Source organism: Hymenobacter aerophilus DSM 13606, from assembly GCF_000382225.1.
GTDB lineage: Bacteria > Bacteroidota > Bacteroidia > Cytophagales > Hymenobacteraceae > Hymenobacter > Hymenobacter aerophilus.
The window spans coordinates 1-4,376 of record NZ_KB907854.1 but is presented as its reverse complement, the minus strand read 5'-3'; the positions used below and the strand labels follow the sequence as shown (position 1 = coordinate 4,376).

The window sequence follows — 4,376 nt, the reverse complement described above, 5'->3', positions numbered from 1 at the left end:
CTCGATGACCGACGGCTACGATTGCTACCAGAACGCGCTGGCCGAACGGGTCAACGGCATCCTCAAAGACGAGTTCCTCTTCGTGCTGCCCGACGAGCTGGCCCAGGCCCGTTTGCTCGTCGACCAAGCCGTGCACCTCTACAACGAAGAGCGCCCCCACCTGGCCCTGAACTATTTAACGCCAAACCAAGTCCATCAGCAAGGAAAAAGCCCCGCCGGAAAATCCGAGCGGGGCCCTTGCCTTATTTCTGTCAACAAATAGCCGGACGAGACAATTGCTTGCTCGTGACCAGCAAACCGCAAGTGTCTAATACAGGTGAAGTTGGAAAGCTCGTTTTTTTGAAGATATTGCTGCCCGTATTCTTTCCACGTCAGTATCCTGCATTATGAAAAAAACCACCTGGGCACCACTGCTGGCTTTGGCGCTGCTGGCCAGCGCCTGCAACCAAACCGGCCCTGCCCAAACTGCCACCGCTGAGCCGGCCGCGGCAACCGCGCCGACCGTTTCGGCCATGCCTGTTTCCGGAACTTCGGCCTCAGCGGAAACCATCGACTACCGGCAAATTCGCGTCAAGGCCTGCCTTTCGAGACAACTATGGCCGAGCTGGTAAAAGCCCTGGGCCAGCCCGATAAAATTGAAAAGGATGCTGTGGAATGCGGTGGCCACTTTGAAAACGATAAGGGCGATTTTTACAAGTATGGCCCCAGCTTATTTGAAGTGAACGGCAAGCGGGCCGTAATGGGCACCGTAGACTTCAGCAGCGGTAAGTTTCGCGTCACGATTGGCGAGCAAGTGCTCGATGGGAACACCACATTCGAGGAAATCAGCCAACGCTACCCTGTGGCGGCCAGCAAGGTGCAAGATTGGCGGCCCGGGGGCACTACCGGGCCAACGTACCAGGGCATAACTATTCAAGAGCCCGGAGTAGATGACTCGTTAAAACTATATTTTCAGAACGGCAAGCTGATTCGGTTTCATGCTTTCTCGCCCTGCTGATGCGCGGTGGGCCTGCTGACGCCTGCTCCGCTAAAGAATAATTCCCCGGCCCCCGCGCCTTATGCGCCGTGGCTGGGGAATTTTGCTGTTCGGTTATAAGCTGTTCAGCCCACTTCGGCGGCCGTTTGCAGGGGCCACCAGCGGGCCGCGAGCTTTCGGTAGGCCCGGGCGCAGGCCCAGGCCGTAAGGGAGCCCAGCAGGGCCCCGGCCAGAATATCGGTGAAATAGTGCGCCGCCAGGTACATGCGGCTGTAGCACACCACTAGCGTCCAGGCAAAGAGCAGCCACTTGGCCACCCGGTAGCGCGGGGGCAGCACCAGGGCCAGAAACACCGTCAGGGCGAAGGCGTTGGCGGCGTGCGACGAGAGAAAGCCGAACTGCCCGCCGCAGCCGTTGGCCAGGTTGAGGGTAGCCGACAGGTCGGGGTCGTGGCAGGGGCGCAGGCGGGCGAAGTAGGGCTTGAAGAAGCGGCTGGAAATCAGGTCGGCCAGCGCCACGCTGGCGCCCAGCAGCGGCAGCAGGAGCAGGGCGCGGCGGCCGTAGAGGTAGCTCAGCACCACCAGCAGCACGAAATACGCCGGAAACCACACAAAGCGCTCGGTGAAAAACACCATCCACTTGTCGAGGGCGGGCGAGCGGTGGGAGTTGGCCGCCACCAGCAGCCAGCGGTCCAGGTTCTGCAGCTGCTCAATCACTGGCCGGCAGATTCAGTGGCGTCAGTGGTGGCCGCGTCGCTGGTCGGCCCCACCCGTTCGGTGGCGTTCAGCCAGTCGAGGCCGGGGCGCAGCCACTGCTGGGTGGCGGCTTCGGGCGAGCCGGGGGCGGGCTGCAGGTTGTAGTGCCACTCGCATTGGGGCGGCAGGCTCATCAGAATGCTTTCGGTGCGGCCGCCGGTTTCGAGGCCGAAGCGGGTGCCCCGGTCGATGGCCAGGTTGAACTCGGCGTAGCGGCCGCGGCGCACCAGCTGCCATTGCTTCTGCGCTTCGGTGTGGGGCTGGTCGGCATTCTGGCGCAGCAGCGCGCAGTAGCTGCGGCCGTACACCTCGCCCACGGCCCGCACGAAGGCAAACAGGCGTTCGGCATCGGCTTCCTGGCCCACAATAAGCCGGTCGAAGAAGATGCCGCCCACGCCACGGGTTTCCTGGCGGTGAGGCAGGTAGAAGTACTCGTCGGCCCACTTTTTAAAGCGCGGATAGTAGCCGGCATCGTGCTGCTCACACACCCGGGCAATCTGCTCGTGAAACCAGCGGGCCTGGGCCACATCCACGTAAATGGGGGTCAAATCGAGCCCGCCGCCAAACCAGGCCTGCCCGTTGCCGGCCTCGAAGTAGCGCACGTTCATGTGCGAAATCGGGGCCAGCGGGCTGCGCGGGTGCTGCACCACGCTCACGCCGGTGGCAAAATAGGTGGGGTCGGGCATGAGCAGCTGCCGGGCGGCGGCCTCACTCATGCGCCCTTCCACGGCCGAGAAATTCACGCCGCCCTTCTCGATACTCGTGCCTTCGGTGAGCACCCGCGAGCGGCCGCCGCCGCCGCTGTGGTGCTGCCAGGCGTCTTCGCGGAAGCGGCCGGTGCCGTCGGTGGCTTCGAGCTGCTGGCAGAGCCAGTCCTGAAACAGGCGCATCCAGGCCTCCACGGTGTCGCGGAAGCGGGGCAGGCCGGTGGGCGGGGTGGGAAACGGGGCGGTGGGAGCGGGCAAATCGGGCATTAAGGCAAAGGTAAAACTTTCCGTTGGCTGGTTGTATTCTCCGTAGTGTAAAACGGCCCCGGCGTCGGGTAGCCCGTTACCGAAAGTTCCACTGCCCCTGTCTGCGTCTGCTGAATGCGTAAATCCCGCCGTCCTGTTCTACGAGTTATTCTGAGTTTGCTGGCGGCGCTGCTGCTGGCCGGAGTCGCGTTTGCCCAGTTAAGCCCTCAGCTTGGCGGCACGCCCACCAAGGCCGAAAAGGCCCGCTACGCCCGCAGCGGCCATTATCTGAAGGGTGAATTCTATTATCCCTGGAAGAAAACCGAGCTGATGACCGGCGCCGGTATGGGCCAGGTACTGTGGGAGTTTCTGTTCAACAAAACGCCCGACCGCCAGCCGCCCGGCCCGCTGCCCATGCACCTGCTCGATTCGCTCAGCATCGTGGGCAAAACGCCCGAGCTGCTGCGCGTGACGTGGTTCGGCCACTCGGCCAGCCTGCTCGAAATCGGCGGACAGAATGTGCTGTTCGACCCCATGCTGAGCCAGGATATGGGCCCGGTATCGTGGGCTACACCCCAGCGCTACAACCCGCGCGTGCCCATCTTCACCGAACAGCTGCCGCCTATCACGGCCGTGCTCATCTCCCACGACCACTACGACCACCTCGACTACGAAACCATCCGGAAGCTGCGCCACAAGACCCGCCTGTTCGTGGTGCCGCTGGGCATTGGCGGCCACCTACGGGCCTGGGGCGTCGATACGGCCCGCATCCGCGAGCTGGACTGGAACGACTCGGTGCAGGTGGCGGGCCTGACCATCATCAGTACCCCGGCCCGGCACTTCTCGGGCCGCGGGCTCACCAACCGCAACTCCACGTCGTTTAGCTCCTGGGTGGTGAAATCGGCCACCCGCCGCGCCTTTTACAGCGGCGACGGCGGCTACGGCCCGCACTTCGCCGCCATTGGGAAGCAACACGGACCCTTTGATTTGGGGCTCATAGAATGCGGTCAGTACGACCCGCACTGGGCCGACATCCACATGCAGCCCGAGCAAAGCGTGCAGGCCGCCCGCGACGTGCGCGCCGCCGTGATGCTGCCCGTGCACTGGGGCGCTTTCACCGAGGCCAACCACCCCTGGAACGAGCCACCCCGCCGCGCCACCGCCGAAGCCGCCCGCCTGGGCCAGCCCATCACCACGCCCGAGCTGGGCCAGCCCGTCACGCTCGACGGCCGCCCGCTGCCGCAGCAGCGGTGGTGGGAGGCGGTGAAGGAGTAGCGGCTGCGCGGCCACTTCCTTCTGTAACGGGGTGGCCGCGCAGTAGCGCGAACTTTGTAGTTCGCGTCCCGGCACCGGAAAAGCCCTTGCAACGGCGCGAGGATGCGAACTATAAAGTTCGCGCTACTGCCCGCTGCGTAGCATTAGGAACTGTTCTCAATTACGGAGTTGTTGATCGACTATGAATGCAGACCGCACGCTATTGACGGACAAGATGTGGGCCGAGTTATCTCCTTTGTTACCGGGGCAAGCCGGGAGTTGCGGGGTCACCGCTGCCGACACGCGCGGATTTGTCGAAGCGGTGCTTTGGCTGGGCCGCACGGGAGCTCCCTGGCGGGACCTGCCGGCGCAGTTTGGCCACTGGCACCGGGTGTACGTGCGCTTTGCCCGCTGGCGCGACAAGGGCGTGTGGGAAAA

Annotated in this window: 7 protein-coding genes; 5 read left to right on the top strand and 2 right to left on the bottom strand. The window is 63.7% G+C overall.

All coding sequences use genetic code 11. The annotated features are described in order from the left end of the window. From H145_RS22180 to H145_RS0119155, 3 genes are all read left to right on the top strand, one after another. Nucleotides 1-262 (top strand): integrase core domain-containing protein (locus tag H145_RS22180; RefSeq protein ID WP_205619334.1); only part of this gene is annotated, 262 nt, incomplete at its 5' end. Nucleotides 263-386: 124 nt separating this feature from the next. Further along, on the top strand, nucleotides 387-611 hold the full coding sequence (locus H145_RS24405) for a hypothetical protein (RefSeq protein WP_157541832.1): 225 nt from the start codon (nucleotides 387-389) through the stop codon (nucleotides 609-611). Next, the gene (locus H145_RS0119155; protein ID WP_019949759.1) at nucleotides 596-997 is read left to right on the top strand and encodes a hypothetical protein; all 402 of its coding nucleotides are present in this window, start codon (nucleotides 596-598) and stop codon (nucleotides 995-997) included. Before H145_RS24405 ends, H145_RS0119155 begins: the two co-directional genes overlap by 16 nt. 104 nt (nucleotides 998-1,101) lie before the next feature. Here the strand turns inward: H145_RS0119155 and H145_RS22175 are convergent, their stop codons facing one another. Together H145_RS22175 and hemF are read right to left on the bottom strand one after the other, a co-directional pair. Continuing rightward, on the bottom strand, nucleotides 1,102-1,692 hold the full coding sequence (locus H145_RS22175; RefSeq protein ID WP_019949758.1) for a phosphatase PAP2 family protein: 591 nt from the start codon (nucleotides 1,690-1,692) through the stop codon (nucleotides 1,102-1,104). Further along, nucleotides 1,689-2,705, bottom strand: a complete 1,017-nt coding sequence (hemF, locus tag H145_RS0119145; protein ID WP_019949757.1) for an oxygen-dependent coproporphyrinogen oxidase — start codon at nucleotides 2,703-2,705, stop codon at nucleotides 1,689-1,691. Before hemF ends, H145_RS22175 begins: the two co-directional genes overlap by 4 nt. Before the next feature lie 114 nt (nucleotides 2,706-2,819). On the opposite strand from hemF, the gene H145_RS0119140 reads away from it, so the two are divergent. Both H145_RS0119140 and H145_RS25095 read left to right on the top strand, forming a co-directional pair. Then, nucleotides 2,820-3,959, top strand: coding sequence for an MBL fold metallo-hydrolase (locus H145_RS0119140; RefSeq protein ID WP_033426462.1), 1,140 nt, complete (start codon nucleotides 2,820-2,822; stop codon nucleotides 3,957-3,959). A gap of 181 nt (nucleotides 3,960-4,140) precedes the next feature. Next, nucleotides 4,141-4,376, top strand: a 236-nt coding sequence (locus H145_RS25095) for a transposase (protein ID WP_033426463.1), incomplete at its 3' end; no start/stop codon positions are given.

Excerpts from the sequence above, each read along its gene's own strand:
- H145_RS24405 (WP_157541832.1), top strand. The coding sequence starts at position 387 with ATGAAAAAAACCACCTGGGCACCACTGCTGGCTTTGGCGCTGCTGGCC.
- H145_RS0119155 (WP_019949759.1), top strand. The coding sequence starts at position 596 with ATGGCCGAGCTGGTAAAAGCCCTGGGCCAGCCCGATAAAATTGAAAAG.
- hemF (WP_019949757.1), bottom strand. The coding sequence starts at position 2,705 with ATGCCCGATTTGCCCGCTCCCACCGCCCCGTTTCCCACCCCGCCCACC.
- H145_RS0119140 (WP_033426462.1), top strand. The coding sequence starts at position 2,820 with ATGCGTAAATCCCGCCGTCCTGTTCTACGAGTTATTCTGAGTTTGCTG.